General features: G+C 70.9%; 30 protein-coding genes and 1 pseudogene. 4 read left to right on the top strand and 27 right to left on the bottom strand.

The annotated features are described in order from the left end of the window. On the top strand, positions 1-309 hold a 309-nt coding region (locus tag ACFY7E_RS24680), incomplete at its 5' end, for a hypothetical protein (protein WP_389488210.1). A 1,216-nt stretch (positions 310-1,525) separates the two neighbouring features. On the opposite strand, the gene mobF is transcribed toward ACFY7E_RS24680, so the two are convergent. From mobF to ACFY7E_RS24660, 4 genes are all read right to left on the bottom strand, one after another. After that, entirely contained in the window at positions 1,526-3,520 is a 1,995-nt protein-coding gene (gene mobF, locus ACFY7E_RS24675) for a MobF family relaxase (protein ID WP_389488231.1), read from the bottom strand. 711 nt (positions 3,521-4,231) lie between these two features. Beyond that, positions 4,232-5,419, bottom strand: coding sequence for a ParB/RepB/Spo0J family partition protein (locus tag ACFY7E_RS24670; RefSeq protein WP_389488208.1), 1,188 nt, complete (start codon positions 5,417-5,419; stop codon positions 4,232-4,234). Beyond that, entirely contained in the window at positions 5,416-6,663 is a 1,248-nt protein-coding gene (locus tag ACFY7E_RS24665; protein ID WP_389488206.1) for a ParA family protein, read from the bottom strand. The genes ACFY7E_RS24670 and ACFY7E_RS24665 overlap by 4 nt, the downstream gene beginning before the upstream one ends. A 1,029-nt stretch (positions 6,664-7,692) precedes the next feature. Next, complete coding sequence (locus tag ACFY7E_RS24660; RefSeq protein ID WP_389488204.1) at positions 7,693-8,043, bottom strand: hypothetical protein; 351 nt, start codon at positions 8,041-8,043, stop codon at positions 7,693-7,695. 322 nt (positions 8,044-8,365) lie between these two features. Here ACFY7E_RS24660 and ACFY7E_RS24655 point away from each other — a divergent pair, with 322 nt between their 5' ends. The 3 genes from ACFY7E_RS24655 to ACFY7E_RS24645 are packed head-to-tail and all read left to right on the top strand — an operon-like array spanning position 8,366 to position 10,743. Then, positions 8,366-9,175, top strand: a complete 810-nt coding sequence (locus ACFY7E_RS24655; protein WP_389488229.1) for an ABC transporter ATP-binding protein — start codon at positions 8,366-8,368, stop codon at positions 9,173-9,175. Then, positions 9,172-9,933 carry an ABC transporter permease gene (locus ACFY7E_RS24650; protein WP_389488202.1) on the top strand — a complete coding sequence of 254 codons (762 nt, stop codon included), beginning with the start codon at positions 9,172-9,174 and terminating at the stop codon, positions 9,931-9,933. The genes ACFY7E_RS24655 and ACFY7E_RS24650 overlap by 4 nt, the downstream gene beginning before the upstream one ends. Positions 9,934-9,948: 15 nt before the next feature. Further along, positions 9,949-10,743, top strand: coding sequence for a MerR family transcriptional regulator (locus ACFY7E_RS24645; RefSeq protein ID WP_389488200.1), 795 nt, complete (start codon positions 9,949-9,951; stop codon positions 10,741-10,743). A 7-nt stretch (positions 10,744-10,750) separates the two neighbouring features. Here the strand turns inward: ACFY7E_RS24645 and ACFY7E_RS24640 are convergent, their stop codons facing one another. The 23 genes and pseudogenes from ACFY7E_RS24640 to ACFY7E_RS24530 form a co-directional block, all read right to left on the bottom strand. Continuing rightward, positions 10,751-11,122, bottom strand: coding sequence for a hypothetical protein (locus ACFY7E_RS24640; protein WP_389488198.1), 372 nt, complete (start codon positions 11,120-11,122; stop codon positions 10,751-10,753). Positions 11,123-11,231: 109 nt separating this feature from the next. Continuing rightward, positions 11,232-11,705, bottom strand: a complete 474-nt coding sequence (locus ACFY7E_RS24635) for a hypothetical protein (protein WP_389488196.1) — start codon at positions 11,703-11,705, stop codon at positions 11,232-11,234. Between the two features lie 2 nt (positions 11,706-11,707). Beyond that, positions 11,708-12,559: a histone-like nucleoid-structuring protein Lsr2 gene (locus ACFY7E_RS24630; protein ID WP_389488194.1), complete on the bottom strand. Its 852-nt coding sequence runs from the start codon at positions 12,557-12,559 to the stop codon at positions 11,708-11,710. Positions 12,560-12,569: 10 nt separating this feature from the next. Beyond that, positions 12,570-12,761 (bottom strand): hypothetical protein, encoded by a 192-nt coding sequence (locus tag ACFY7E_RS24625; RefSeq protein WP_389488192.1) that lies wholly within the window; start codon positions 12,759-12,761, stop codon positions 12,570-12,572. Between the two features lie 29 nt (positions 12,762-12,790). Next, on the bottom strand, positions 12,791-13,045 hold the full coding sequence (locus ACFY7E_RS24620; RefSeq protein ID WP_389488190.1) for a hypothetical protein: 255 nt from the start codon (positions 13,043-13,045) through the stop codon (positions 12,791-12,793). Continuing rightward, positions 13,042-13,485: pseudogene (locus ACFY7E_RS24615) on the bottom strand (hypothetical protein). The gene ACFY7E_RS24620 and the pseudogene ACFY7E_RS24615 overlap by 4 nt, the downstream one beginning before the upstream one ends. Continuing rightward, the gene (locus tag ACFY7E_RS24610; RefSeq protein WP_389488188.1) at positions 13,482-14,147 is read right to left on the bottom strand and encodes a GGDEF domain-containing protein; all 666 of its coding nucleotides are present in this window, start codon (positions 14,145-14,147) and stop codon (positions 13,482-13,484) included. The pseudogene ACFY7E_RS24615 and the gene ACFY7E_RS24610 overlap by 4 nt, the downstream one beginning before the upstream one ends. A gap of 214 nt (positions 14,148-14,361) precedes the next feature. Beyond that, positions 14,362-14,670, bottom strand: coding sequence for a hypothetical protein (locus ACFY7E_RS24605; protein ID WP_389488186.1), 309 nt, complete (start codon positions 14,668-14,670; stop codon positions 14,362-14,364). Further along, positions 14,667-15,167 (bottom strand): Pycsar system effector family protein, encoded by a 501-nt coding sequence (locus ACFY7E_RS24600; protein ID WP_389488184.1) that lies wholly within the window; start codon positions 15,165-15,167, stop codon positions 14,667-14,669. Before ACFY7E_RS24600 ends, ACFY7E_RS24605 begins: the two co-directional genes overlap by 4 nt. A 105-nt stretch (positions 15,168-15,272) precedes the next feature. Beyond that, positions 15,273-15,911, bottom strand: a complete 639-nt coding sequence (locus ACFY7E_RS24595; protein ID WP_389488182.1) for a hypothetical protein — start codon at positions 15,909-15,911, stop codon at positions 15,273-15,275. A 79-nt stretch (positions 15,912-15,990) separates the two neighbouring features. Continuing rightward, positions 15,991-16,278 (bottom strand): hypothetical protein, encoded by a 288-nt coding sequence (locus tag ACFY7E_RS24590; RefSeq protein ID WP_389488227.1) that lies wholly within the window; start codon positions 16,276-16,278, stop codon positions 15,991-15,993. 5 nt (positions 16,279-16,283) lie between these two features. Continuing rightward, on the bottom strand, positions 16,284-16,613 hold the full coding sequence (locus ACFY7E_RS24585; protein ID WP_389488180.1) for a hypothetical protein: 330 nt from the start codon (positions 16,611-16,613) through the stop codon (positions 16,284-16,286). Positions 16,614-16,639: 26 nt separating this feature from the next. After that, positions 16,640-16,969: an RRQRL motif-containing zinc-binding protein gene (locus ACFY7E_RS24580; RefSeq protein ID WP_389488178.1), complete on the bottom strand. Its 330-nt coding sequence runs from the start codon at positions 16,967-16,969 to the stop codon at positions 16,640-16,642. A gap of 344 nt (positions 16,970-17,313) precedes the next feature. After that, positions 17,314-17,562, bottom strand: coding sequence for a hypothetical protein (locus tag ACFY7E_RS24575; RefSeq protein ID WP_389488177.1), 249 nt, complete (start codon positions 17,560-17,562; stop codon positions 17,314-17,316). A 148-nt stretch (positions 17,563-17,710) separates the two neighbouring features. Continuing rightward, a complete protein-coding gene (locus ACFY7E_RS24570; protein WP_389488175.1) occupies positions 17,711-18,430 on the bottom strand; it encodes a hypothetical protein in 720 nt (239 codons plus the stop codon). Between the two features lie 141 nt (positions 18,431-18,571). Continuing rightward, entirely contained in the window at positions 18,572-19,096 is a 525-nt protein-coding gene (locus ACFY7E_RS24565; RefSeq protein WP_389488173.1) for a hypothetical protein, read from the bottom strand. A 91-nt stretch (positions 19,097-19,187) separates the two neighbouring features. After that, positions 19,188-19,421: a hypothetical protein gene (locus ACFY7E_RS24560; RefSeq protein WP_389488171.1), complete on the bottom strand. Its 234-nt coding sequence runs from the start codon at positions 19,419-19,421 to the stop codon at positions 19,188-19,190. Positions 19,422-19,482: 61 nt separating this feature from the next. Further along, a complete protein-coding gene (locus ACFY7E_RS24555) occupies positions 19,483-22,065 on the bottom strand; it encodes a hypothetical protein (RefSeq protein WP_389488169.1) in 2,583 nt (860 codons plus the stop codon). Positions 22,066-22,142: 77 nt separating this feature from the next. Beyond that, positions 22,143-22,535 (bottom strand): hypothetical protein, encoded by a 393-nt coding sequence (locus ACFY7E_RS24550; RefSeq protein WP_389488168.1) that lies wholly within the window; start codon positions 22,533-22,535, stop codon positions 22,143-22,145. Next, entirely contained in the window at positions 22,532-23,899 is a 1,368-nt protein-coding gene (locus ACFY7E_RS24545; protein ID WP_389488166.1) for a hypothetical protein, read from the bottom strand. Before ACFY7E_RS24545 ends, ACFY7E_RS24550 begins: the two co-directional genes overlap by 4 nt. A gap of 119 nt (positions 23,900-24,018) precedes the next feature. Beyond that, positions 24,019-24,207, bottom strand: a complete 189-nt coding sequence (locus tag ACFY7E_RS24540) for a hypothetical protein (RefSeq protein ID WP_389488164.1) — start codon at positions 24,205-24,207, stop codon at positions 24,019-24,021. A gap of 244 nt (positions 24,208-24,451) precedes the next feature. Then, the gene (locus ACFY7E_RS24535; protein ID WP_389488163.1) at positions 24,452-24,616 is read right to left on the bottom strand and encodes a hypothetical protein; all 165 of its coding nucleotides are present in this window, start codon (positions 24,614-24,616) and stop codon (positions 24,452-24,454) included. A gap of 113 nt (positions 24,617-24,729) precedes the next feature. After that, positions 24,730-26,106, bottom strand: coding sequence for a hypothetical protein (locus ACFY7E_RS24530; RefSeq protein ID WP_389488161.1), 1,377 nt, complete (start codon positions 26,104-26,106; stop codon positions 24,730-24,732). Between the last annotated feature and the right edge of the window lie 13 nt (positions 26,107-26,119).

Here is a 26,119-nt window from a genome sequence, read left to right as displayed (position 1 = left end):
AGAACACCACCGCAACGACCAGGAGCCTCGCCTCGTTACACACCCCCGCTGACCTGCCACTTCACCCCACAGGGACAGGATGAAAACGGCTCAGTAACCGATCCATCCCTTTCCGCCCTTCGCCACGAGCTTGATGTGCCGAGCCATCTCCGCGGCCGCCGCATTGATGGCCTACATCTCGGGGTCGGCGAGTTCGTCTTCGCTCAGGTAGCTGGTGTCCAGCAGCGGGTGAACCTCTCCCTCCTCGAAGAAGACAAGGTCAAGGAGGTGAGTGAGATCAGTGCGGCCTTCCCACTGCGTCACCAGTAGGGCCCCCACATCCTTGGGTACCGGACGGTCGTCCAGACGCTCGCGGGAGAACCTGGCAAGCCGTTCGTGGCACATGTGCCCTCCCCAGGGGTCGAAGCAGGATTCTCTGATCAACGTAACAGCGGCATCTGACAAGAAGCCGGGTGCACCAGTGATCCTCATGTGAGGAGCGCTTACATGTAGCCATGCCTCTTGACTGGCAGGTTTTGAGGCTGAGTAACGGTGTCCAAGGGCCAAAAACGCGCTGTGCCGGCCTGTGGGGGCCTATCTAGAGCTACCAGGTCGATTCATACCGGCACTCCTGTGAACGGCGCTCAGTGACCCCTTTCTGGAGGTCCAGTTTTTGCCAGATGCGGTTTATGGGCCATTTTTTCGTTTTGCGTGGCACGGTAGCGCGAAGGGACCCTACGAAGCGCTCTCGCGCCGAAGGTCTTCGATGAGCTTCGAGGACTGCAACCGAGCACAGTCTTCCTACAGGCTGAGAACATCAGTTTCATGGCACGAATGAGGCGGCCTGCGGTCTGAAGCATCCCCCGCCCCCAGTCAGCAAGGGGTGCCAGATCGTGCAGGTTGATCTTCCTCAAGATGTACGCGACACAGCAGCCCGACTGGGAGGCGGTGTCTCTTATGCGCTGAGGGTCTTAGAGGCAGTGGGATCAGCGGCGGCGGCGGGAACGGCGTGGGTGTACAGACCGCGGCGGGCTCGGCTGGCCACCGGGGTACTGCCGCGTCCGGCGCCCCCTCACCGGCGCAGGCGTGGCGGGCACCGCGTACAGCGCCCGACTGCAGCCGGACCGCGTCGGTGAGCTGCTCCAAGCGTTCCATGGACTCGGGTGTGAGATCCGCAATCGGGTGGACCACAACGAAGACCTCCGCACATCGGTGACCGGCTCCCCCCACCCTCATCTCCCTCCCCCACCACCAGGGCATGACCGCCGGTCGCGACCCAGCCGGTGTAACTGCGACCTCGGCCCCGGTCTACCCGGCGGGCTGAGGAACGAAGGAGTGGATGGGCTCCGCACGGTGTATTCCACTCGGTGGGCTCCACTCGATGGACGCCCTCTGAGAAGCGGAAGAGGTCGGCGACGGCGGTGCGTTTCTCCTTAACACGGCATCAGGTCAGGGAGAAACACGGAGTCGAAAAGCGCCATTACATCGTCGCGATGGTGGGTTCTACTCTCCAGTCAGCGGAACCCACCGTGGGAGTAGAGTCCACTCAGCGGCTCGCCCCACCGTGTCCGGGGCCGGGTTGCCCGGGATGCTGCCCGCGCTCCTGGTCCTCGAGGACCAGCCGGGGAGCGGGAGCTTCGGGGCGTGGCTCGTAGCGTTCCCGGAGTGCCTCGCCGCGCCTCTTCATCTCCTCGATGCGGGTCTGGATGCTGCTGATCTGCTCGGCGGTCAGGTCCTGTACATCCGTCCCGGAACGCGCCTTCCGCAGCGCTCGCAGCCTCTCCATGTAGTTCGCCGACTCCCCCTCTGACTCCTGGGCGTCGGCGTCGACGGTAGGGAAAGGGAGGAGTTGTTCGGGCATCGCGGCCTGCTGGTGCGCGACGACGCCCTCGTAGTACCGGGTGCGTCCCGCGCCGCGCGCGGCGCGCAGTTGGCGGGTGAGGGCCGTGGAGGCAATGACCGCGCGGTCGTAGCGCAGCGGAACGCGCGGGATGTCCCACTCCCCCAGTTCCACTGGCAGGACCGGAGCGTCGCGGGGGATATCCCACTCCCCCGGCTTCCCCGGCGGGGCCGGGACGTTCGGAGCGGTGAGCCCGGCCGGGGGCCGGTGGTCGGCGTCGGGAGCCGCTGCCGGTACGCGCCGGCGGCTGCGGGCCGGGTCGGGGTGGGCCCAGTGGGTGGTGTAGAGGCGGTAGTCCGCCAGGAGCCCGCGGGTGGTTTTCGGTTCGGTGATGTCCAGGCAGTGTGCCGCGATCGCCGTGTCCACGATCGTCTCGTCCAGGCCGGGCTCGCGGCGGCGCCCACGCTGGACCAGGGCGAGGAAGCGGCGGGTCTCGGCGAGCAGGTGGCGGCGGTGGAAGAGGCCGTTGCTGCTCATCACGAACACCATGGCGCTGACGCCGAGGGCGGTCAGGGCGATGTCCAGGGTCTCGGCGACGCGGGCGCGGATCGCGGCGGCCGCGGCCCGGGCCCGCTCCAGCAGGCTGTCGACGAGATCGGCGGCCTCGCCGAGGAACTCCTTCGCGCTCGCCTTCCAGTCGGCGCGCAGCTGCGTGAGGGAGTGGGCTTCCGGCTTCGGCGGGCGGGTCTTCCTGGCCGCGATCCGGTTGAGCTTCGTGCGGGCCTGTTCGGAGACGACGGGTGCGAACTTGAGGTTGCCGTCCTCGTCGACGGCGGTGACGTACTCGTGCTCCAGCTCCTGGCGGCACAGGTCGATCTCCCGGCCGCGCTGAGACATCCAGCCGATCAGCTCGTACGGCACCCCGCCGATCTCCATCACCGGCCGGCGCCCCGCGCTGACCGTACGCGGCTCGGACGCCACACCCAGCGCCTCGCACACCTCGGCCATGACGAGCTCGTTGTAGAGAGAGGAGGCCGCGACCACGTTCTCCAGCAGGGTCGTGGAATGGACCGCACCCCACTTCCCGTCCGGGCGCAGTCCGCGCAGGGACACCAGGACGTGGTCATGGAGCAGCGGGGTTCCGGCTCTCGACTCGTAGTGGCGGAAGCGCGCGAAAGCCAGGCCGTGGACGGGCCGGGTGGGGTAGCGGCCCTGGGCGCCGACGCGGATGGTCGCCGCGTGGTCCTCGATCCAGACGAGCGTCGCCTCGATCGCCCGCTCGTGCGCGGCCTCGATCACCCGCCGCGTCTCCTCCTCCCCCAGCGCCCAGAGGAGCTGGATGGTCGGCTGCGCACGGAAGACGAGATCCGCTCCGGTGACCTCCACCGCGCGGCCGAGCTTCCCGGCCCTCGCCGCGATCGCCGGCGTCTTCCCGGCGGCGAGCGCCTCGGCGATGAGGCGGTCGCCGTGCGGGTGCCGGCCCTCGCCGAAGAGCTGGCGGAGCTCGTGCTCGGTGACAATCGCCCCGGCGCGCAGGCCGAGGTCGCCAAGGCCTCGCCCCATCCACCGGCCCGGCGGGACACCTGCCTTCGCCTGGGCTTCACCGAGGGACGCGCGGGCAAGGCGGAGATGGTCACCGACAACGACCTGCCGCAGGAAGTACCGGTACATCTGGCCGCGCGTAATCCACTTGGCATCCATCATGGCCACCACGCCACACCGCGCTGACCAGCAAGAAAAGGCCGATCCGGTCCACGTCCCGCCGGGCGGGACGAGAGGCCCGACTTTCTCGTCCACGTCCCGCCAGGCGGGATACAGCCCGGTGCCGAACCGGAGTGTCATCGCTCTCCGGCACCACCCCCAAACTGCCGCCTGACACCTACCAGCACCACGTAGCAAACTCTTGCCGCTTCACCCCGAAGGCTCTCCCGGCCCCCGGTATCCACCGGGGGCCTCGTCGTGCTGCCCGGAGGACCGCCGTGCCCACGTTCGAGACCACCACCCGCTTCGCCGCCGACCTCGACCGCTTCACCCCCGCACAGCGCCGCCGGTTCCGCCGCGCCGTCCTCGACGCCTTCGTCCTCGACCTGCGTACCGGACGGCCCTTCCACCCGGGCCTGCGCATCAAGGGCGTGCGCTCCGCTCCGGGCGTCTACGAACTGAACCTGGGCGTCGGACGGGCGCGCGACGTGGTGCTACGGCCGGGCGCGGATAGCCGGGGACCGGCACATCGTGTGGCGCCGCATCGGGACCCACGACATCCTGACTCGGCCTTGAGACGGCGCTTGCTCAGCGGGCACCGTTTTCCGCCTCACGGCCCTCTGGGGGAGCCTTTCCTGTGTGAGCATCTGCTGGTTGCAGGAAGGGCCCCTATTCCCCTTTGGAGTGGGGAGCAGGGGCCCTCGTGACTGATTAGACGTCCTTCAGGAGACCGGCGGCGACCTGCTGAAGGATGGCTGCGAGAGACGAACGGGCTTGAGCGGGGAGGGTTCCCCGCATGTCGGCGACGACGGCTTCGACTCCCTGGCTCCTTCGGAAATAACGAAGGATGAATTCGCTTCGCTCGGCAGGGCCCAGCCGTTCGAAGGCGGCGTCCATAAGGGCTGCTCCGTCATGCCAGGGCGCCTCGGCATTGGCCGGAGCCTTGAAAGGCGTGTCGATGGTGTGTTGGCCGGAGACAGCCTGTGGGGTCTCCTCTTGTGGTTCGGAGCTGTTTCTCTGGGCGGGGACGTCGTCCGCGGAGGCGTGTGCAGCGCCCTGGGGGGCGTCGGGGTTATCACGGCGTGATAGCTCTGGTGCTGTGCTGCTCGGCTGTGGAGTCTCCACGTCCGGGGTGGACGTGTCGGCGCGGGGGTTATCACGGCGTGATACCTCGCGCTTGGATGTGGCCTTCTTCTCTGCGGCTTCGGCCCGTGCGTCGGCCTTGGCGCGCTGCTCTGCGGGTGTCAGGTTGGAGAGGTTGCGGACGTGCTCGATCGTCCGGCGGCCTTCGACGAGGTCGGCCTGGAGCGTGGGGTCGAGCTCGAGGATGGACAGTTTGGAGGAGATGGTCGACTGTCCGATGCCGAGTCGCTTGGCGGCCTTGTTCTGCGATCCGTAGAACTTGACCAGCGTCTTGAGTGCGTGGGCCTGCTCGATGGGGTTCATGTCGTCACGGTGGACGTTGGCGACGAACGCGGCTTCGAGGAGGGCTTCGTCGGTGGCGACGAGTTCGTTGTTGACACTGACCCGGATCGTTTCCTTGCCGGCGATTCGGGTGGCTTCGAGGCGGCGGTGGCCGTCGACGACAACGTATCGGGTTCCCTCGTCCAGGTCTGCGGCTCGGTCGGGCCGCTCGGCGAGGTAGGCGTCGAGGGTGGCGATGGTGATGGAGTTGACGAGTCCGATCTCGCGGATGCTCTCGGCCAGACCGTCGAGGTCGCGGAGTTCCTCGCGCGGGTTGTCGGGGTTCTGGCTGATGAGGTGGAGGGGGAGTTCCGTCGGGTCGGGGACGCCTTCGGTGGGGGCTTCCGTAGCGGCGCCGATCGCGGCGCGGCGTGCGCTGATGGGGCGGGCCTGGGCGAAGGAGGTGCCGGCGCCGAGGTTTTTGGCCTTGCTCACTTGCTGATCTCCCGGGCGAGGGCGCGGAGGGCGACGGACTGCTCGCACCGGGGTGCGTAGGCGAGGAGGGGGCGCTTGGCGCGGACGGCTTCCTTCTGCTCCTTGAGGTCTCCGATGACGCCGACGACGCGCGGATCCTTTATGTCCATCCAGGACTGGAGGGAGGAGGTGGCGATGTATCCGCGGCGGGCGTCGTAGTGGTTGACGACGAGGCCGAGGTAGTCGATGTCGAGGGCGAGGTCGCCTCGCATGTCTTCGATCTGGGAGGTGAGCAGGCCGTAGGCGTCGGCGCTACTGTCCTCTGCCTGGACGACGATGAGGACGCCGGAGTTGCCGGTCGTTTCGTTGTCCCGGCGGCGTCCGTAGTAGGAGGCGGCGTCCATGCTGAGGCCGAGGCTGGGGGGACAGTCGATCACGATGACGTCGTAGTCGGCTTCGACGGGACGCAGTGCGCGTTCGAGGGCGGCTTCGCGGGCCCGTACGGAGGCGAGACGGACGTCAAGGAGGAAAGCGTCGGTACAGGCGGGCAGGAGGTGGAGCCTGCCGCCGAAGCGGTCCTCGTCCACGGTGACGATGAGATCGGACAGTTCGCCCTTGCCTTCGCCTGCCATGTGGTTGGTGAGGGAGTCCCCGTTCATGGCGAGCGGTTCATGGCCGAGCTGCTTGGTGAGGTGGCCCTGGGGGTCGAAGTCGACCAGGAGTACGCGCAGTCCGAGGCCGGGCAGGTCTTCCAGGGCGAGTGGGTCTTCGGGCCGGTCTTCCTCTTCGAGCAGTGCGGCGAAGTGCTTGGAGACGCGGACAGGGACGAGCGCGGTGGGGTTTTCGGCAAGGGCTTCGCCGAGGCCGGCGGTGATGGCGGTCTTGCCGACGCCGCCTTTCTGGTTGCAGACGATGAAGCGTCGAACCGTCGCGGGCCGTTTGACCTCGGGTGCGGGGTTGTTGTCGAGCCAGAGGGTGACTGCTTGGGCGATGCCTTGGGTGAGGGAGACACCGCGGTTCTTGCAGTCGTCGCGGAATCCGTCCCACAGGCCTTCGGGAAGGAAAGTGGCGTAAGTCTCTGCTCCTGCGGTGTCGACGGACGTGGGGTTCGAACCGAGACTGCGCCAGGCAGTGATGCCGGCTTCGACGGCGTTCTGCATGTCGAGGCCGTGGAGCGCGGCGCGGATCTTGAGGTCCTGCCGGAGGATGCTGGTGAGCTTGGTGACGACCTTCTCCCGGTCGCCGCCCGTGTCAGGTGACGTCATAGGCGTCACTGTACTAACTACTTAGATCAACTTCAGCCATTGACGCGTTAGCAAGGTTACGAAGTCGTGGCGAGCTATCACGCCGTGATAACCCCTCACTCCGCTTCAGTAGCCGCCCACCTATCACGCCGTGATAACTCGCCATGAAGACCGTGCGTTACGCCCGGCCGGACTCACCCCTGCCAGATCGATCCTCACCAGCCTCCCCTCACGCTTCCAAGAGCTCAGCGCCTACCAAGACGCCTTCAACCTCGATCCGGCATCGCTTCGAGGCACGTCCCAGAAACACAAAAAGGCCGCCGCCCCGCGCGGGATGTGGGGCGCCGGCCTTCGTCATGATGGTGCGGTTAGCGGGCCCAGGTGGCGGCCTGTTCGCTGCAGTCGGGGTCAGGTACGGCGGCCGCAGTCATCGGGGTGGCGGGGTGCCGCACGACGGTGACCGGCAGGGCGCCGGGCTCACCGGGCCGGACCCAGGCGAGTTGCCATTTGTCGTCGGGGTGGCAGTGGATGGTGGCGTGGGTGTGGAGGGCGTGAGGAATGCGGGGGGATCGCCTCGGCAGGGCCGTCGCCGGGGTGGAGGCACCAGCGGATCCAGTCGTGGACGCGGCGCATGTAGAGGTCGGCGGCCTGGATGGCGGTGACCCAGCGGCAATGGTCGAGAAGGACGAAGAAGGCGGAGCGGGCGTCGTCGGGGGCAGTGAGGCCGGAACGCCCTCGCCAGCATCCGCAACCAGTATCTACGGCAGGCGGATTCCCTGCGCCCCGGCATCTCCGACGCCGCTTACGGAGCCGGTCACTCGTGGGCCGAGGCGCGCCGCATAGGACAGATCGCCGAGACCGAGTTCCTCGACCGCACAGGGATCTTCGTCGACTCGGTGAAGCGACGCCGGAAGGCTCTGGACAACCGGGCCTGACCTCATGGCGACGGCCCCCTACCCGCATCGCGCGGGAGAGGGCCGTCGTCGTGTCCGAGCTTTCAGAAGGTGACCGAGTCAGCCAGTCTCAGTCAGTCGATGTTGTACGCGCGTGCTATCGGTAGCAGGCCCAGCCTTGCGCGTGGTTCTGCTCGAGTACTTTGTACGCCCCTCCGCCGTACTGCAAACGACAGGCGTGGTCGAGATCCATGCCTCGTACGTTGTAGGTCGCCCAGCCGAAGGGCGCGCCCATCCACATCGAGTCGACGCAGCGCCATCCCCTCGCGTGGTTCTCGACCAAGCGGGCGATGCTGGCGTCCCCGGGGTTGACTGTTTTCTGGCAGTAGGCGCTCAGGTTGATGCCGCCGAGGCGGGTGGCCGCTGAGGCCGGCGGGGCCACGACGGTCAGTCCTGTCATGGCTATGGCCGTGACGGCCGCTGCGCGCAACCAGTTCCATACACCCATGTGAGCTACTCCTGTCGCCTCAACGTCCCGCCCCTTTGCGGACCGAGAGTAAGTCTGCCGCGCGCTAGACACGGCTGGAAGAAGAACACCGGATTTGTCCTGCGACTGCCCACGGCGGTTCCCCGGACACCACAACGCACCCAACGGTGACCGCGCCGACCAAGCTGTCACAGGGGCGGGCAGTAGGACCTGGAGTAAGTGGCCGGTCTGCCGTGCCGTGGTCGGAACGGGCTTGACCTTGACGCTGGGTCAACCCTCCATCCTTCCGGGAGGAGCTTCCGCGCAGTCGCCTGGAGCAGCTCCGCGAAGGAGGCAGATGACCATGACAGCCCAATCGATCGCCGGTCCGGCGATTCGCGTGCAAAGTCTCAAGAAGTCGTACGGGAAGCTCGAAGTGCTGCGCGGTGTGGACTTCGACGTGGTGCCGGGCAGTATCTTCGCCCTGCTTGGTTCCAACGGGGCGGGCAAGACCACGACCGTGAGGATCCTCGCCACGCTCCTGAAAGCCGACGCGGGGGCGGCGAGCGTCAATGGCTTCGACGTCGCCACGCAAGCGGCGAACGTGCGGGAGTCCATCAGTCTCACCGGGCAGTTCGCGGCCGTCGACGAGATCCTCAGCGGTCGGGAGAACCTCGCCCTGGTCGCCAGGCTGCGCCATCTCAAGGACCCTGGCGCGATCGCGGATGACCTGCTGAGGCGTTTCTCCCTGAGCGAGGCGGGCGCGCGGCGAGTGTCCACGTATTCGGGTGGGATGCGCCGCCGGCTGGACATCGCGATGAGCCTCATCGGGAATTCGCCGGTGATTTTCCTGGACGAGCCGACGGCCGGACTCGACCCCGAGGCGCGCATCGAGGTGTGGGATGCGGTCAAGGAACTCGCCAGCCACGGAACGACGGTGCTGCTCACCACGCAGTACCTGGACGAGGCCGAGCAGCTGGCCGACCGGATCGCGATCCTCCACCAGGGTCGGATCATCGTGAACGGCACCCTCGCCGAGCTCAAGCAGCTTTTCCCGCCCGCCAAGGTCGAGTACGTCAAGAAACAGCCGACTCTCGAGGAAATCTTTCTCGCAGTCATCGGCGGCAGCGACAAGAGCGACGTCACTGGCACGACAACTGGGGGACGAGGATGACCACGTACTTCTTCAACGACACGGTCGCGCTCACGGGGCGGACCCTGCGCCACGTCACACGCAGCATGGACACCATCATCACGACCGCCATCACGCCGGTCGCCATGATGCTGATGTTCGTCTACGTGTTCGGCGGCGCCATCGATACCGGGTCGGTTCCGTACGTGAACTACATGCTGCCCGGCATCCTGCTCATGACCATCGCCTCAGGCATCTCCTACACCGCGTACCGGCTGTTCACCGATGTGAAGAGCGGGATCTTCGAACGATTCCAGTCCATGCCGATCGCGCGGTCGGGTGTGCTGTGGGCCCACGTCGTCACCTCTGTGGTCGCCAACCTGATCGCGCTCGTGCTCGTCGTGGGCGTCGCTGTGCTCATGGGCTTCCGCTCAGGGGCAGGCGTGTCGGCATGGCTCGCGGTCGCCGGCATCCTCCTCCTGTTCACCCTGGCGCTGACCTGGCTCGCCGTGATTCCCGGGCTTTCTGCGTCGTCAGTCGAGGGCGCCGGCGCCTTTGCCTACCCCCTCATCTTCCTGCCGTTCGTCAGTTCGGCGTTCGTGCCCACAAAGACGATGCCCGGGCCGGTGCGCTGGTTCGCCGAACATCAGCCGGTGACGTCGATCGTCAACACGATCCGTAACCTGTTCACCCAGCAGCCGGTCGGCAACGACATCTGGACCGCCCTCGCATGGTGCGTCGGCATCCTCGTCGTGGCGTACATCTTCGCGATGGCCGCCTATCGCCGGAAGATCACCTGAGGCAGTCTGAGACCCATGCTCACCATCAGCCAGCTAGCGGCGTACGCCGGGGTGACGGTGCGGGCGGTACGCCACTACCACCGGATCGGGTTGCTGCCGGAGCCCAAGCGCGACCGGTCCGGATACCGGACCTACGACGCTGCTGCGGTTGTGCGCCTGATCCGGATCCGCACCCTCGCAGACGCCGGCGTGCCGCTGGCCCGGGTACAGGAACTCCTCGCCGCCGGCCCGGAGGACTTCGCCGGCGGCGTCTTGGAGATCGACAAGGCCCTGCGCGCCGAAATCCGGCGGTTGCAGGACACTCGCAGCCGACTCGCCAGGCTCGCCGCCGGAGAGCACCTGGCGCTTCCGCAGAGCGTCGTGGACTACCTCGATCGGCTGCGCGGTCTCGGCGTTGAGGAGCGGTACATCGAGATGGAGCGGGACGCCTGGATCATGATCGCCGCCCAGGTGCCGCACTCGATCGACGCCGTGATCGCCAAGAAGCATGAGGAGCTGGGCGACCCCGACATGGTGAAGCTGTACAGCCTTCTCAGCGGGGCGCTCGACTGGCCGGCCGACGACCCGCGGGTCGTCGAGGTCGCCGACATCATGGAGCGCTTGATGGTTCGCGCCGTGGAGGCTGGCGAGGTGGGTGCCGACGACGGTATCGACGACCAGTTCGTCAGCCTGCTGGACTCAACCATGGTTGAGTCCTCACCGCATGCCGCGCGGCTGCTGGTAATCCTGGAGGAGCGAGGCTGGAGGGGATGGACCCGCATCGAGCGAGTACCTGCCGAGAGGCTCAACACTGAGCTGTCGCCATCGTGAAGGCAGGTCAGGGTCCTGGAGTGACCCTATGGGGGGGGGTGCACGTGCTTCCCGGAGCGGCTGTCTGCCTCAGTGAGGAACGGGGCCGACGCGGTAGGGGTCGGGTGCCGTCGAGGTCGGGGTGGACGTCGCCGCGGCGGGTGGCGGTGATGTCGGCCAGCAGGCGTCCGGGGACCAGGGCGCGGCCGGGCTTGGTGACGGTGGCCGGGACGGTGGTGTCGGGGGAGACGTCGTAGTCGAACGCCCGGCCCCGCAGACGGTCGCCGGTGGCGTCCAGGAGCAGGCCGGCCAGGACCGGGGCAGACGGCCGGGAGGGCAGGGTGCGAGCGGCGTAGCCGACGGCGGCGGCGAGGTCGGCGTGGTCGATGACGAGCTTCACGAAGGTGTCCCTTCGGGGCGGTGAGGTTGGGGAGCGGCGGCGTGGGCGCTGGGGCGGGGCCGCCCGGCGAGGTGCGGGCGGCCCCGCCAGGCGCGGGCAGGTTGAGGGCTCAGGAACTGGGAGGCGTGCCGGTCTCGTGGGCGTGGATCAGGTCGGTGATGGCGTCCGCGTTCTGGGCGGCACCGACCCAGGCGCCGGTCTCGGTGAAGACCGGCACGCTGTCGGTGTCGGGGTCGAGGACGACGAGGTAGGGGCCGTAGCGGTCGAGGACCATCTCGGCCAGGTCCATGGCGGGCGCGGGGGCCAGGAGTTCCAGGGCGTCGACGTCGAGACGGGGGCCGCCCTCGTCGCCGCGGCCGGGCAGGGTGAGGTGGCCGCCGACGCGCAGCAGGTCCCCGGGCCGCATCAGGGTGAGCAGCGTGTGGGCGAGGTGCGGGTCGGTGGTGCGGCAGGCCCAGACCGTCTCGTCGGTGACGTCGTCCGTGGGCGAGGAGACCACCCGGAAGCGAGCGATCAGGCCGCCGTCGTCGGCGACGGGGAGCTCGTCGAGGTAGCCGTCGAGGGCCAGGGGTATCGCGGTCATCGTCAGCCGGCCTTCCGGGCCGGAGCGGCCGGGTGGGCGGCGGCGTACGCGTCCAGGACGGTCCGGCTCGGCAGGCCCCGGTCGGCGACCGGGTGGCCGTGGGCGCGCGCCCAGGTCCGGATCGCGGCGAGTTCGTCGCGGCTGTAGGTGGCGTTGGTGCCGGTGCGGATCGGGGTGGGTGCCACGGCCGTCGTCGCCGTGGTGCGGGTGCCGGTCTTCACCGCCTTCAGGTCCTGCTCGGCCTGCGCCAGCACCGCCTTCGCCTTGGCCACGCGCTCCTCCGCCTCGCGCTGCGCGGCCTCGCTCTCGCGGCGCTCGGACAGCTCGGTGAGGGCGGTGGTGATGCGGGCGGCGCTCTTGCGGACCGAGGCGGCCGGGTGCGCGGCCGCCCACTCGATCAGCCCCTGGAGCGGGTCGGAGCCCGGGAGCGGAACCACAGACACGTCGATCGCCGGGGCGAGGGAGGTGACGCCGGTGCGGGGCAGTCCGAGGACCTGGTCGGCGATGAGGTCACTCAGCTCCTGCTCGCTCAGGCCGGTGGCCTCGCGGATGACCTGCTCGCTGGCGCCGTCGGCGTGCATCGACAGCGCGACGGCCTCGTGCGCGGACCGGGACGAGCTGGTGGTGGGGTGCGTCGTCATGGGTGCGTCTCCGTGTTCGGGGAGGAAGGGGAAGAGGTCGGTGAGGGTGGTCTCGTCGGTAGGCAGGCCGAGCGCGCCCAGCAGCGCGGTGAGGTCGTCCTTGTCGCGGGCGCGGCGGGCGACGGTCCGGGCGGCGGCGCCCTGTTCGTCGTTGGTGTTGGTGCTCAGGGCCAGGCCTGCGGCCTTGGCACTCTGGTCGAAGTCGTCGAACACGTCCGGCCTCCTACGCGGCGGCGGTGTCGGTGGTGGTGGTTGGGCGTGGGTGCTTCTGCGCAGTGAGGAGGAGCGCCCGGTTGCGGCGCTGCTGCTCGGGGGTGAGGGGCCGGGTGCGGGGGCCGTCGCGGTGCCATAGTGGGGAGGCCGGTGGCTCGGGGTAGGCCAGGGTGTGGTCGATGTCGCGGTCGGTGTCGCTCACAGGTGCCTCCAGACGGTGGAGGGAGGAGGTCAGGCGTGGTCCCGGCCCTTGCCGCTCTTGGGCGGGTCGGAGACGAACCGGGTCTCGCCCGGATGGGCGGCGTTCCACGTCTCGGCGCAGGTCTTGTGAACCGGCTCGTTGTCGTGGGAGCGCAGCGGAGTCGTCCTCTGGCACAGCACGCACCGTTCGGGCCGGGCGAAGTGCGCTCCGTCGCGCCAGTCCAGGAGTCGGACCGGTATGACGGACGGCTCGGACGGTGCGGGGGCCGGGCGGCGGGTGGTCACGGCCTAAAGCCCGGGAGCTGGTCGAAGACGCGCTCCAGGAGCTGCGGTGTCGGGCGCCAGGGGCCGAGCTATCCGGTCGCGGGGACCGGCAGGGCGAGCTCCTGAACGTCCGCGAGCTCGAGGTGCCACAGGCCCGGGATCGACCATGGCGTGCACGGCTTGGATCCGTCGGGGTCCTGGTGCAGGGCGGTGATGCGGGCGACGCCGAGGACGGCGCCGGTCACCAACTCACGGCCACCCACCGCGCGGGCGACGAGCGGGTCGCGCCGTGCGCGCCGGTCGATCTGTCCGCCGGCGTGCAGCAGGACCCAGCCCGGCCGCCAGACCGGCCGAGGGCGATTCTCAATCGTCTTGTGCCCGGCGAGGATGGCGGCCGTCCAGGGCTGCTTGATGGTGATGCCCCGGATCCAGTCGCCCGCAGGCAGGCGGTCGGTGCTCACGCGGCCCGCCCCCACACAGCCGTGCCCGGACGCCCGGCGCGACGTCCGTTGAGAGATGGGACGGTGGCGTGCGCGGCGGTGGCCAGGACGGCGCGCCCGGTGTGCTTGCCGTCGTACAGCGCCGCGTCGGCGGCCCGCTGAAGGACGCTCAGGTCGCGGCTGCCGACCGTGGCCGGGGTGGCGGCGCCGACCGAGGCGGCGACGTCGACCACCCGGCCGTCGTCAAGGACGACCGGGGTGTGGAGCATCCGCACCAGCTGCTCCAGGCGCTGGACACGACGAGCGGCGGGCAGGTCGAGGACAAGCGCGAACTCGTCGCCGCCCAGGCGCCCGACGGCCGCGGCCGGTCCGGCCCAGGCGGCGAGTCGGGCGCCGAACGCGGCGAGCACCGTGTCGCCCACCGCGTGGCCCAGGCGGTCGTTGATGGCCTTGAAATGATCGGCGTCGACCATGATCACGGTCGCGGTGTCGCTGTGGCGGGCCAGGAGGCGGCGGGCGCGGTGGGTGTAGGCGTCACGGCGCAGCAGCCCGGTCAGCGGGTCCTTCCGGGTCGCCGCGAGCTTGCGGTGCAGCGCCAGGGCGTGCACGGTCCAGCCGGTCAGCGGCACGGCAGCCGTGGTGAGCAGGAGTGCGCGGGTCCCAATCCGGGTCCGTAACTGCATAACGGGGGTCATACTGGGGTGTCCCTCTCGTCTCGTATGGGATGGGTGGCCCCGGGGCAGGCGTTTGGGTTGCACGCCATATGCGTCTGCCTCGGGGTTTTCTGTGTCTGGGTGCCGGTGGGCCGGCGGTGTGCTGGACAGGCCGTGAGGGGCCACCGCGACCGTCCCGCCCCCGGACCACGAGAGGCCCGGGGTGGGACAGCACAGAGTGCGCTCACGAAGACCGGCGGCTGCGAGAGCCGGGCGCCCCGGCCGGCGGCTCGGGCACGTCCTGGTCGATGAGAGCCAGGAGCTCGGTGGACAGGGCGACGTCGCCCAGGAGCACGCGCAGGATCGAACCCATGCCGTCGCGCTCGATCGCGTTGAGCCGGTCGAAGACGGCGTGCGCGTCGCGGTGGGCGCTGATCACCCGGACGTGTTCGGCTTCGGTGCTCGCGGTGCGCCGGGCGCCGCACTTCCCGCAGCGGAAGACGGCCTGGTCAAAGCCGGGTACGGGAGTCGGGCGGCTGAGGCGGGGGCTCATGCGGTCACCGCCAGGACGGCGGCGAGCAGGAGCAGGGCGAGTCCGGCGAGGATCGTGTCGACCGCACGGATCAGCCCCTGGAATTTCTTGACGGCGAGGAGGGACAGGGCCCGGGCCTTGATGGCTCGGGTGTCCTGCGCCAGTGCGGCCAGGAACTCCGGCTCGTCCAGCTCCGCCCAGCGGGGAAAGCCCTCGCGGACGATCCGGCGGCGGCCGCCGAGGTTGGGACGGACGGCCCAGAGCAGCAGCACGGCGGCGACCCCGAGCACGAGGGCGGCGGCGCCGCCGGCGATCCGCGCGGGCAGCGGCAGGGGCTTGTCGGCGAGGCTCGCAAGTCCGGCCAGGATCGCCCCGTCGAACGCCAAGAGGAACGATGCCTTGGTGTCGACGCGGGCGATCTTCGCCTCGGTGTCGCGGCAGGCCTCGGTCAGGTTCTTGTCGAGCAGCCCGGAAGCCGGGACCGGGGTCGGGGTCGGGGCCGGTTCGGTGGTGGTCATGAGCAGCGGGTCTCCTCGCCAGGGGTGTGCCGGACGGGACTGTCCGGTCCTCCGCGCCGCCCCGGCCTCCGGCAGACGCGGGAGGCGGGGCGGCACAGGGAGCCGTCAGACCGCGTTCGACGCCACCTCGACGGCGGCCTTGGTCGTCTCGCGGGCCCGGGAGGCGAGGTCCTCGTGGAGCTGGGCGACGTTGGTGATGGGGACTGGGGTCGGGTCCTCGGCGGTCAGCAGAAGGTAGTGGTGCTCAAGGACGCCGTACTGGTCCTCCTCCCGGTGGTGGTGCAGGACCGCGCCGGGGGCGAGGTAGAAGGTGGCGTCGGCGTTGGTGTAGCCGCGCCACCGGGTGGCGTTGCTGAGCAGGCTCTTGCTGAGGTCGATGCGGTAGGCGGCCTGGGCGGCGCGGTGTGCGGCGTCGGTCTCGGTGGCGGCGCCGATCTGTCCGAGCGCCTCGTCCAGGTCGCCCGGCACGGCCGCGCCACGATCCGAGAGGGCGGGCGGGTAGAGCGGGGCGCTGGGGGTGAGGCGGCGGCGGATCGGGATGAGGACCAGGTCGGCGGCTGCGGCGAAGACGAGGGCGCCGGCCAGGGCGGCGGCGCCGGTGTACGGGAGGTGCAGGGCGGCGTCGAGGCCGGAGGGGGCGTAGGTGTAGCCGGTCCAGGCGCCGGTGGCGGCTCCGGTCAGCATGGTGACCGTGTCGGCGGCCTCGGTCAGAGCGGCAGTGATGCGGCGGGCGAACGTGTTCACGAGGAGCTCCTTCGGGATGCGGAAGGGCGGCCCGCGGCGTTGCGGGCCGCCCGGGCGGTGTTTGGCGGGCGGGGGCGGGTCAGAACGGGGGTTCGTCGTCCCAGTCGGGGCGGGGCAGGAGGTGGAGGGTGCGGGTGGGCCGGTCCCAGCACCAGCAGAGTTCTCCGCCGGGGTAGATGCCGTCGGACCACCAGCCGCCCGCGCCTCGGCAGTCGGGGCAACCGGGGCGCGGGCGCGGGGTGAGGCGGATCTCGTGGCGGGAGACGTCCAGCTGCCAGGCGCCGGCCTTGAGGGCGAGCGCGGCCGCCGCCGTCACTGCTGCGGTGGCGGGGACGGCGGCGAGCAGAAGCGCGGTGCGCGAGGTCATGGTGGTCACTGCCCCGGCATGGCGCGGCATTTCTCCGCGTGGGCCTGCGCGGCCGGGCGGGACTTGTCCGCCAGGTAGGCGGACATCGACTCGCGGTCCTCCTGGTCGTAGTCGTTGCCGCCGCAGGTCTCCGTGCTCATGTGGCATCCGGTGCAGGTGATCCGGCCCCACATGTCGATCCGGCCGGGCCGCAGGGTGCTGGTCTCGTGGTGGCGGCTGTCGGTGACGTCGACGGTGATGTGCACCGCGAGGGCGGGGTCGGTGAGCGCGGAGCCGGCGACGGTGAGGTAGCGGGCGAAGACCTGGGGCGGGGCGGAGGGGTCGGTGGTGGTCACGGCGGGTCCTTCCGGGTCCGTGCGGGTCAGGCGGCCAGCGAGTGCCGGCCGGAGGGCGTGATGTAGCTGCTCGGGTGGGCGGGGGTGCCGTCGTGGCACTCCAGGCAGCGTCCGAGTTTTTTCGAGAGGCAGTAGAGGAACCGTCTTCCGCAGGTGCCGCAGGTCTGCCTCGCGGCCGTGGCCCGGTCCAGGGCGTATTCCTGGGCGAGCGTCGGGACGCGCTTGGGGCGGGCGAGGTCGATGCGGAGGAGGAAGCCGCGGGTGGGGTGGGTGCACGACCACTGCGGGCGGGTCGCGCACAGCCTGCACCGCAGGATCGCCACCGGGCCCTGGTTGGCGCCGGGGCTCAGGCCCATGTCCCGCAGCTGACGGCGGGTGGCCAGGCCCTCGGGGACCGCGCCGCGGTCGTACTCCTCGAGGGAAGCCGCATGGCGCGGCCCCGGGCCGGCTCGGGGCGCCGGCGCTTTCGGCGGGGCCGGGGCATCACCGGCTCCAGGTGCCGGGGAGCCGGTCGGGGCGGCGGGGTAGCGGGGGCCGGGGCGTTGCGGACGCGGGCGTCCGATCCGGCGGCGCGGGCGGGTAACGAGCACGGGATGTCCTCCAACAAGGGATTGATGGCGGGCAGTGCTGCGCCCTGTCGGCGAAGGGCTCGTCGACAGGGCGCGGGGAGGGGAGCGAGTAGCCGGGCGGGGTGCCCGGGTCAGTGGTGGACCTCGGTGGTGCGGTGGGGGTCCGGGGACGGGGCGACGGTGAAGATGCCGTCGCCGGTCAGGGCGTCGGCCAGGCGGGTGGACAGCTCGGTGTCCTCGGCCTTGAGGAGGTCCAGGGCCTGGGTGATGCGGTACTCGGCGGCCAGGCGGCCGCGCTCCTGGCTGCTGGCGCGGTCGTGGAGTTCCTGGATGCGGGTGAGGAGCCGGCGGTGGGTGCGGGTGCGAATGAGCCGGAACATCGGGTCCTCCTTGGGGTGCGGGAAGTGCCGTGCCCCTGGTCCAAGGAGGGATCCGAAGGGGACGCGGGCGGGCCGGGCGGCCTGTCCGGATCACCGGTCCCCACCCGGCAGGGGGCAGGGGACGGTGGTCCGGGCGGGGCGTCCGGGGTCAGTTCAGTCCGGGCTTTTGCGGGTCGAACGGCTTGTAGAGCGGCGTCTTCGGTTCGGGCTTGGGCAGGTGGATCTCGGCGTGGACCTGCGGCGCGGGCGGCGTCGGGGTGTGGATGTCGACGAGGACGGTCGGGGTGAGGGACAGGCCGTTCAGGGCAATCACACTGAAGACGGCTCCGGCCAGGACGGTGATACCGGCGGCGACGGGACGGCCGGGCCCGGGAGTCGCGGACCACACCATCGCCACCGTGGCGGCGACCCACAGCACCCAGGTCAGGCGGGCGCCGCTGATGTGGCACCAGCCCCCGGCGAGGGACAGGACGCCCAGGACCTGCCAGGTGCCGTAGGCGACCGTGGCCGTGACGGGCAGGCCGGCGGTGTGGGTGCCCAGGTAGTCGCGGATGGGCTGGTCGATGGTGGCCAGCAGGCCGTTGGGGTCGCGGTCGGCCGGGATCTTCCACGGCAGGGCGTGTCCGGCGTCGAGGGCGGCCGAGCCGATCCCGTAGACGATGCCGAGGACGACCAGGACGACGCCGACGACGGAGGCGATCCGCAGCCAGCCGGCCATCATCGCCCAGCCGTAGGTGGCTCCCATGTCGATGTCGTAAAAGCGGGCACGCAGCCAGCCGCGGGCACGGTCAGGGCCGGAGGCGGCCGGGGAGGCGGCGTTGGGACGGTGCTCGTCGGCGTTGGAGCGGGGGCGGGGAATGCTGCTCACGGCTGGGCTTCCTTTACGTCGGGAACGGGTCTGGACGACGTGCGGGTGGTGCGGGGTGGGTGGTGCCGGGGCTGTGTCGGCTCCCTGCCCGTGCCCGGGCCCCGGTGAAGGGGTACGGGCAGGGACAGGCAGACGTCAGCGTCAGCTCGGGTCGTGCGGGAGCTGGTTGGTGGTGCGGCCGAACCACTTGCTGTCGCTGTGCAGCTCGTTGTGCTGCAGGTGGGTGGTGCCGTGGTGGTGGTGCACCGTGGTGGTGGTGCGGGGCAGGGCGGGGGCGCCGTCGCGGACGGCGCGGCCGATCATCCGGGCGGCGATGCCGACGGTGCCGACGAGTCCGGCCGGGGCGGCCGCGGCCAGGGCGAGGGTGGTGGCGTCCACGCTGGAGAGTGGCCACAGCACCAGGGAGAACGCGCCGCCGACGGGTAGGGAGCCGAGGGAGTAGGCCAGGACCAGGGAGACGTGGTCGGTGGTCTTCTGGGACATGGGCGGCCGTCCGGGCTGCACCTGCGGCACGGCATCTCCCCGGTCCGGTTCGGGGGTGAGGTCGCGGTAGCGGGAGGCGGCGGGGGTGGTGGTGCTGTAGCCGTCGGCGAGGAGCCGGGCCGCCTCGAACTCTTCCTGGGCCGTCATCGGGACCCGTTCGACGCTGTCGCGGTGGTCGGCCATGACGTGGGTTTCCTTCCTGATCCGGGACCGGACACGCCCGGAGGCGGCCCGCCGGGTGCGCGGGCCGCCGCCGGGCGCGGGGCTGTGGGGGTTACTTGCTGGAGACGCTGTTGACGGTGTCGCTGGCGACCCGGGCTCCGGTGCCGAGGGCCTCGTGGGCCTTGGCGATGGCGGTGGCGCCCCAGGGGGTGGCGACCACGAGGATCCAGAACGCGGAGACGGCGATGAACTCGCGCTTGCGGAAGCTGCTGTCCTTCTTGAACCAGATGCCGAGGCCGAGGGCGGCGAGGGTGCACAGGGCGGTGAGGGTGAGGTTGAAGGCCATGAGGTGACTCCCGTTCAGGGTGGCGGTGGGATGGAGTGGGTGGAGCGGGGAAAAGTGCTGGTCAGGCGTCGAGGCGTTCGGCGGTGTGCCAATCGCGCTCGACCTTGCGGAGCTTTCCGAGACGCTCCAGGCGCCGGGTCGCGTTCGCGACGTTGGTCGGCTTGAGCTCGGTGACGACCGAGATCTCCTTGTTGCGGCGGGCCCCGGAATCGACCGCGCCCCACACCAGCTCGGAGCGGGTCGGGGGAACGAGCTCGTCCAGGTCCTCGTCGTCGACGTCCACCTCGGCCCCGCCCACCGGGCCGGCGGGGCCGGGCCGGGGTGCGAGGTCGATGACGGTGGGCCTCTTGTCGGGCTTGGCCTGCTGCTGGCCGACGAGGTCGCGCAGGAACTCCTCTTCGCCGGCGGCGTCGAGGTCCCGGTACTCCTCCCGGCGCAGGTAGGCCTCGCCGGCGACCTCGGCCTCGCGGTCGGTGAGCGTCGGCAGCGGAAACTGCCGGCTCACGCGGGCGGGGTTGGTGTGGAACATGGCCCTCGACTGGGTGTACTGGGCCTTGCCGTCGGCGATGTAGAACAGGCCGCCGGTCTCCGAGCCGTCGGGGAACCGCTCGGGAAGCGGGGCCAGGCGGTACTCGGGGGTGCGCGAGCCCAGCGACATGATGTCCACGTCCGACCGGGCGGTGCGGAAGAGGGCGATGTTGCCGGACTGGAGCATGTCGCGGATCGCGTTCGCGGACGCGTCGGAGCCGATGGAGTCCAGGTTGGGGATCTGGACCCAGATCCGGGCGGCGATCCCGGCCGCGCGGGAGAGCCGGCCGACGCTGGAGACGGAACGCAGCAGCGGCTTGACGTGGTCGGCCTGCGGGTTCTTGAGGATCATCTCGTTGAACTCGTCCCAGGTGACGACCATCGGCGCGAACGGCTCACCGGGCACGAAGAACGACCTGCCGTGCTCGGTGTAGCCCTCCTCGTCGAGCCACTGCATCGTCATCTGCTCCGCGTAGCGGAACTCCGAGACGGCGTTGGACGCCTGGCCCATAAGCATCGCCCCGTAGGGCGACTTCACGATCCAATCCAGGTCGCGCATCCAGGGTGCGTACCCGGCGCCGCCCTTGCCGTCGGCGAGCCAGGAGACGAACCCGTTGGCCCGCTGCGCGATCTGCAGGTCCTCCTCCAGGGAGGTCTTGCCCGCGCCGGTGGTCCCCGACCCGAAGGAGTGCACGGACGAGGCCGACGCCGCACCGGACAGGCCACGCCGCTTGGGGTCGAACTTCAGCAGCCGCCACTTCGCGGGTGCGCCGTAGACGTCGCGGCCGACGGTGACGTAGCCCTGCCCGTCCATCATCAGCGCGTCCAGGTCCAACGGCACGCCCCCCGCGAGCGGGTTGACGGACATGTCGTTGACCTCGATCCGGCGCGCGTCCAGGACCCGCAGATGCAGGCGGGAGGCGCCGTTCTCACCCTCCATGTCGAGGGCTTGGGCGATGCTGAGCTCCTGGACCTCCCCGACCCCCGCACCCCGCCGAGGCAGCAGGAGTTTGAAGCGGCGGCCGAACTGCGTCTCCTCGACGTCGTAGAGCTCGCTGCCGGGGTAGGGACCGTACTCCTTCCACACGGCCGGCAGGTCGTCCTCGTCGAGCGCCTTGACCGTCCGGGCGCGGAGGCGGACGGTGAGCTTGGCGCGGGAGGCCGGCATGTCGTCGGGCCGGTAGATGTTCACCGCCCGCGGGGGCACGTCGAACGCGATGGACACCGAGTCCTGCGTCAGCGTCGTCGCGGCCTTCGCGGTGGTGGAGACGATGACCGCGGACAGCTTGTCCTCGTCCAGGTGCATGCTGACGAGCCGGGAGCCGGGCAGCGAGCCGCGCTCGCAGGAGATCCACTCGTCCCAGCGGGCCAGGTACCAGTCCGGGCCCTCGGCTCCGGTCTCCTCGGGGTGGGCGGAGTCGGGCTTCGCCCACACCTTCGCGCCCCAGGTGGCCGCTATGGAGCCGACGAGCAGGTCCGCCCACCAGGGCATGTCCGCGAGCCCGGAGGCCGGGATCGCGGCCAGCGGCCCGGCGCGCAGCGCCATCTCGACGGGGCTGTAGCGGCGCCACCAGCTCTTCTCCCAGTTCGGCAGCGCCTTCGCCCAAACGGCCCGCAGCAGCTCGCAGCGGGCCCGGCGGGCGCCGGCGGTGGCCTCGCGGACGAGCGCGGGGCGCTGGTCGTGGTCGTACCAGCCTTGTCCGGCGGCGAGCGTGGGGACGAGCAGTCCGTCCGCGCCGACGACCGGGTTGAGGGTGTGGTCCTGGGCGAGGCGGGTGCGCATCCGGCGCAGAGTGCGTCGGTAGCCGCGGCGGCTGGAGCGGCACATCCACTCCCACGGCTCCCCATTGCCCGGGAGCCACCGCCAGGGCCCGGGCATCATCCCGAGCGCCGACCAGGTGGCGGCCGCGCCGCCCGCGCTGATCGTGGTGACCAGCAGGGGTCCGTCGGGCAGCAGGTGGGGGGCGAGGCCGAGTGCGGCCCCGGCGTACAGGCCGGGGGAGCGCTGCAGTTCGGCGACCCGCGCCCGGACACCGCTCAGCTCCTGCTCGGTGTCCTCGTTCTTCTCGGTCTTCTCGGTGGTGTCTTTGGTCGTGGGCGCGTGCTTCGTCGCCATCGGCTTCTCCCATGGGAAAGGGAGCGACCGGGGCCACCCCAGGGGCGGCCCCGGCCGCTCCTGGGGTGAGGGTGCGCCTACTGGCGCTGGATGAAGGAAGACGCCGCCATGGGCACGTGGTGGGTGCGGTTGGCCTCGGCCATGCGGCTGTGCTGGGAGCGGGTCTCGTCGTCCAGGCCCTCGGCGGCGGCCGCCAGGGCGTCGGAGGTGGACACGATGGAGCCGACGTTGTCCGCCATCGCGTTGGACAGGGTCGCGACCTCCATGTAGGCGGTCACGGTCGGTGCGTCGACGTCGAGGCGGCCCATGGCCTCGGAGAGGTAGCGGGCGGAGTCGGCGCGGTCGTTGAACCGGGTCTGCATGCGCTCGACGGCGGCCCGGGTCCGTCCGGCGCGCACGCCGTAGGCGGCGGCGCGGGCCAGGACGGCGGCGTAGGTGGTGGCCGAGATGGCCTTTCCGGCGACGCTCATGCGGATGCTCCCTTGGTCTCGTAGGTCTCGGACACGGCGTTCGTGTCCTCGGCGTCGGTCTGGTCGGAGATGTAGAACTGGCGCTCCTCGACGCTCTCCATGTCGAGGGCGATGTCGGCGTAGAAGCCCTGGCCCTGCTCGAGGAGCGCCTTGGCCTTCACCACCGCCTCGGCCTGGGAGACGGTGTTCGTCTCCAGGTCCTCCATCTGGACCAGGAGCTGGCGGTACTGCTCCTGGCAGCGCGTGACCCAGTCCTTGACGCCGCCGGACTTCAACTGGGCCTTGAGTTCGTCGGCACGGCCGATCTCCCGTACGCAGCGGTCCTTGATCCGCTTGTAGACCAGCAGGTCGTCGTCGCACATGAGGGCGAGCTCGTCGCTCTCCTCCATGACCGAGCCGTAGCTGATTTCGGATGCCATGCGGCCAATCCCTCCCTGAGGGGTCGTGGGCGTTTTTGAGCCACCGCCACCGGAGGGTTCCGGGACGGGCGCCGGGGCCGGTTCGGGGCCGGAAACCGTCGCCGGTTCCGGCCCGGACTCAGGCGGCTCCGACTGGGCCGGTTCGGCGAGACGGGGCGCCGGGACCGCCACGACGGGCGGCTCGACGGCCCCCTGCGGGCCCGTCGGGGGCTCGGACGGCTCCGTACCACCCGGCGCGGCTGCGGAAGGCCCTGAGGCGGCCTCAGGAGCTTTCTCGGGCGCCTTGGGCGCTGCGGCGGAGCCGGACTTGTCGTCGTCCGTGTCGGACCAGAGGTCCTCGCCGTCCGCGCCGGGGGGCGTCGGCGGCGTCACAGTGCCCGCCGTGGGCGGCTCCGCCGGCTTCGGCGGGACCGTGGCCGCGGAGGGCACGGTCGCGACCGGGGTGGCCGGGGTGGTGCCGACGGTGGGCGGTTCGGTAGGCATCGGCGGGATCGGCGCGAGGACCGGGGCGGGGTCGGGTTTGCCCTCGGCCGCCCGGCGCTTGCGGAACTCCTTGACCGCCGAGCGGCCCGAGTCCTTGGTCCAGGCGACCCCGCGGGCCGCCCAGCCGCCCACGTGCCGCCCCACGGGGGTGGCGACGCGGGCGACGGGGGTGTGGCCCCGGTAGCCGGCCAGGAACGCGGCCGGGATCGTGACCGGCTCGGGCGCCGCCGGGACCGAGCCCGGAGCGACCGGCGCGGGCACCGTCGTCGACAGCGGAACCCCGCTTCCGGTGGCCGGCGGGGGCGCCGTGCCGTGCTTCTCGGCGATCTTCTGGACGGTCCTGTCGTGGCGGACCTGTTCCTTGATCAGAGCGCGCTGGGCCGGGCTGACGCCTAAGGCCGCGCGCTCGCTCTGCGCTCCTGCCGCCCATGCCAGCAGGCAGGCGGCGAGCAGAATCTCCATCGCGTTCCCTTCACGGTCTGCGACCGGGCGGAGGTGAACGCGGGCCTCGTACGCGTACGTACGCGTGTAGGGCCCGCGACCGTTCACCTCCGTCCGCGGGTGAATGAATTGAGTGAACGTCACCGTGTGTAGCGTTCGGTGATCTTCTGGAGGGCGTCGCCGACCTCGCGCCAGGCGCGGTTGGCGACCGCTGGGTCGACCTCACGCAGCACGCCGCGCAGGCGGTCCAGGCGCTTGGTCGCGCCCTCCTTCGGGGAGCGGCCGTCGGCCCTGCGGATCTCTTTGGTCCAGTACGTAGAGCCGCTCATCGTGCGGTGTCTCCTCCCATCGATCGGGGGGTGGGTCGGTAGGACTGGGCGGTGCTCGCCGGAGGGCTCGCCGGGTCTGCGTTCCGGGTCTGCGGCCAAGGGGCCGCTCGTCGGGTCGCTCGCCGGGTCTGCCGGGCGGGTCTGCTGCCGCCGGTCGACTGCGTGAAGCGGGTCCGGCAGTCGCGGCGAGGGTCAGTCCGGCGGGGGCTGGGCTGACCCTCACCGGTGGTGCCGACGCAGGGGTTCAGGGGCGGGTGCGGCGGTGCATCAGGCGCGGGTGGCACCACCAGCAGCCGGGGCCGTGGTCGTGCTCGGTGCGCGCGTGGACGGCCAGGAACGGGGCGGTCACCACGGCGGCCGGGGCCACCAGGGCGAGGACCACGCCCACCGCGAACTGCCAGGTGCTCATGCCGGACCCCTTTGGGTCGGTGCAGGTGAGATCGACTGCTCCGGCAGTCGCGGCGAGGGCCGGTCCGGCAGGTAGCCGGGCCGGCCTTCACCGGTGGTGCCGGAGAGGGGGTTTCAGGACTTCGGCCCGGCTTCCTCCTCGTCCTCTTCGTCCGCATTCGCGGCCTCGTCGGAGTGGCCGGATTCCGCCGCCTCTTCGGTCTTCTTGGCCTCGCTCTCCTCGTGCGACATCAGCTCGCCCCAGGTGCGGCGGATGCGCTCCTCGCCGCCGACGAAGCCGGCGTCGCGGAAGTCGGCGACGGCCTGGCGGTAGGAGGTGGGCGGGTCGTCGCGGTAGCGCAGGTGCCGCAGGACGACGAGGAGCTGCTCGTCGGTCAGGCGCTCGCCGGTCTCGGGAACCGGCACGCCCGCGACGGCCGCGACCTCCTCAAGCGTCACGGTCGTCTTCGGCGCCGCCGGGGGCGTGACGGACTTGGCCGTGGCGTCGCCGTCCGTGCCGGTTTCCGTCACGGACGGCGCACCGGGCGCCGGGTTCGTCGCGCTGCCCGTGACGGATTCCGTCGCGGGCGGTGCGACGGCGGCGCTGTCCGTGCCCGTGACGGTTCCGGCCGGGTGCGACGGTCCGGCGGGCGCCGGGCCGCTGACCTGCGTGACGATGTTCCCGGGGGCCGTGGCGGCGCTGTGACCGGAGGCCGTTTCCGTCACGGAAGGCGCCCCGGCCGGTGCGACGGGTCCGTCATTGCGTGCCCCCGGTTCGAGGGCGGGCGTGACGGACGCGACGAGTTCCGGGACGGCCGGTGTGACGGGCAGGCCGAACATCGTGGCCAGGGCCGTGTCGGCTCCCTCGCCCAGCCGGTCGCGCTGCACGCTCACCAGGCCGGCGCCCAGGTCGTCGTCGCCGACGCCGACCTTGCGCACCAGCCGCCACGAGGCGAGTTCCGACATTGCGCGGTACCAGCCCCAGGGGTGACCCTTCGCCAGCGCCCGCCGCACCGCCAGGCGCTGCATGGTGCTCGCGTTGCGGCGCCGGGCCTCGGCGTCGACGCCGGTGCAGTAGATGACGACCCGGCGGGCGATCAGGCCCAGGCCCTCGGAGGCCGCGATCATCGCCAGCGGTGTGACGGCGTAGACCATCCGCTCCTCGACCGTGTCGGCGACGACCGCGCCGGTCACGGAGGCGACCATGGGCAGCAGCCACAGGCCCAGGCGGACCATGCGGGGCGAGGACTGCCCCAGCAGGGTCACCAGGACCATGACCAGGGCCAGGATGAGCGTGCCGCCCTCGCCCGCCACCACGACGCCCAGCGCCGTGGCGTTGCGGGGAAACTCCGACCGGATGTTAGTGAACGTGCCCCAGGCGCCGACACCGCCGACGACGAGCATCGGCACGGTCGCGGCGATCAGGATGCCGGTGCGCAGCGTGCCCAGCTCCCGGACGGGCGGGTCGGCGTCCTTCTTCTTGGTGAGCTCGGTGATTTCCGTGGTCTGCACGGAGGTTCTCCTT

It is taken from the genome of Streptomyces sp. NPDC012825, from assembly GCF_042900925.1.
Taxonomy (GTDB): Bacteria; Actinomycetota; Actinomycetes; order Streptomycetales; family Streptomycetaceae; genus Streptomyces.
This window is presented reverse-complemented; position numbering and strand designations above follow the sequence as displayed.